The 1,885-nt window shown below is 71.6% G+C and carries 2 protein-coding genes; one reads left to right on the top strand and one right to left on the bottom strand.

Annotated elements, in window-relative coordinates; all coding sequences use genetic code 11:
- A partial coding sequence (locus ACE3Q3_RS24240; RefSeq protein WP_374450413.1) for an aspartate dehydrogenase occupies positions 1-755 on the bottom strand: 755 nt, incomplete at its 3' end.
- Positions 756-1,010: 255 nt separating this feature from the next.
- Between ACE3Q3_RS24240 and dgcN the strand changes: the two genes are divergently transcribed.
- Positions 1,011-1,885: N-acetyltransferase DgcN (dgcN, locus tag ACE3Q3_RS24235; protein ID WP_374450415.1), on the top strand; the 875-nt coding region annotated here is incomplete at its 3' end.

Below are 1,885 nucleotides of genomic sequence, written 5' to 3'. Positions count from 1 at the left end.
GTGATGCGGCCGGTGCGCGGGTTCTCCGAGGGGATGTTCTCGATCGTCATGGTGAGGCGGGCGCTGTCGGATTCGACGACGATCGTGTGCGTGTTGCGGGTCACCGTCGGGTCGGCCCAGATTTCCAGCCGCGTGCGGTCCGGGCCGATGCCGGCGAGCGAGAGCGCGGCGGCGACGTTGACGTTGGCGGGGAAGCCGCGGGCGCCGTCGCGGGCCGAGCCGTCGAAGATCCGGGTCGGTTCGGTGATCGCCGCGACGTCGATGCCGTGCTGGTCGAGATAGGGGGCCCCGGCCAGCCCCTTGGGCGGCTTGCGGGTGACGATGCGGGCGCTCTCGATCGTGCCCTCGGCGGCGGCGCGGACGGCGTCGAGCCCGAGGAGCGCACCCGTCGGCACGATGATGCGGGCACCCGTCTCGCGCGCCCGGTCGACCAGGTCCATGCGGTCGAGGAGGGCGCCGACCGAAAGCGGCATGACGATGCGGCCGGCGGCGATCGCCGGTTCCAGGATCTGGGCGAAGACGGCCTTGGGGGCGCATTCGACGACGACGTCGGCGACCTCGGGCAGTTCCTCGACCGGCAGCACCGGCACCGGCTGGGCGAAGCCGGCGATGCGCCGGGCGGCACCATCGCGGTCGCGGGCCGAGACCGCGGTCAGCCACAGGCCGGGGATGCCGGCATCCAGCCGTCGTGCGATCTCGAAGCCGATGGCCCCCAGCCCCGCCACCGCCACCCGCAGTTCCGTTCCTGCCGCCATGATCGTCCTCCCCCTTCGCGCCTGCCGATCTGTTAGCCGAACCGCGGGCGCCGGTCCATGTCACCGGGCGGCGCCGGCCGAATGGTCGCGCTACCGCGGGCCGGGCTTGCGGCAGCGGTGGTGCCGGACCTACATTCGGGGCGCTCCCGGGTCCCCCGGCCCGGGCCGATCTTGCGCGCGGGTGAGAGTGCCCCGCCCCATCCCGTTCGTCGAAAGGACAATCCGACCGTGACCGCCCTTCGCACGCCCTACCTCATGTTCATCGGCGACTCGCACGACCAGCTCGCGGCCAAGGTCGCGGACGGCGTCGTCTACTGGCGCCGCGACTGGTGCGTGGGGCAGTTCCGCCTGCCGGGCTGCAAGGCGGACCTCAGGATCCCCGACATGTCGATCGAGGCGGCCGCCAAGGCCGGCGTCGGCACCGTCATCGTCGGCGTCGCCAACCGCGGCGGCAAGATCCCCGACAGCTGGGTCGAGAGCCTGGTCAAGGCGCTCGACCTCGGCATGGACGTGGCGAGCGGCCTGCACAAGCGGCTCGCCGACATTCCCGAACTCGCCGCAGCGGCCAAGCGCAACGGCCGCATCCTGCTCGACGTCCGCCATCCGACGCAGGTGTTCGACGTCGCCGACGGCAAGAAGCGCTCCGGCAAGCGGCTGCTCGCGGTCGGCACCGACTGCTCGATCGGCAAGATGTTCACCGCCCTCGCCATCGAGAAGGAGATGAAGGCGCGCGGCCGGAAGGCGACCTTCCGCGCCACCGGCCAGACCGGCATCTTCATCGCCGGCTCGGGTGTCGCGGTCGACGCCGTCGTCTCCGACTTCATCTCGGGCGCGACCGAGTGGCTGTGCCCGGCCAACGACGACGATCACTGGGACATCGTCGAGGGCCAGGGGTCGCTCTTCCACGCTTCCTATGCCGGGGTCAGCCTCGGCCTGCTGCATGGTTCGGCGGCGGATGCGCTGGTGATGTGCCACGAGCCGACCCGCAAGCACATGCGCGGCCTGCCGACCTATCCGCTGCCGAGCCTGGAGGAATGCATCCGGGTGAACCAGGAGATGGGCCGCCTGACCAATCCGAACTGCAAGGTGATCGGCCTCGCCATCAACACGGCCGCCCTCGACGCCGCCGC

The sequence above is a fragment of the Allostella sp. genome (genome assembly GCF_041913585.1).
In the GTDB taxonomy this organism is placed as follows: domain Bacteria; phylum Pseudomonadota; class Alphaproteobacteria; order ATCC43930; family Allostellaceae; genus Allostella.
The sequence above is the reverse complement of the archived record's forward strand: the minus strand, read 5'-3'. Positions and strand labels throughout refer to the sequence as shown.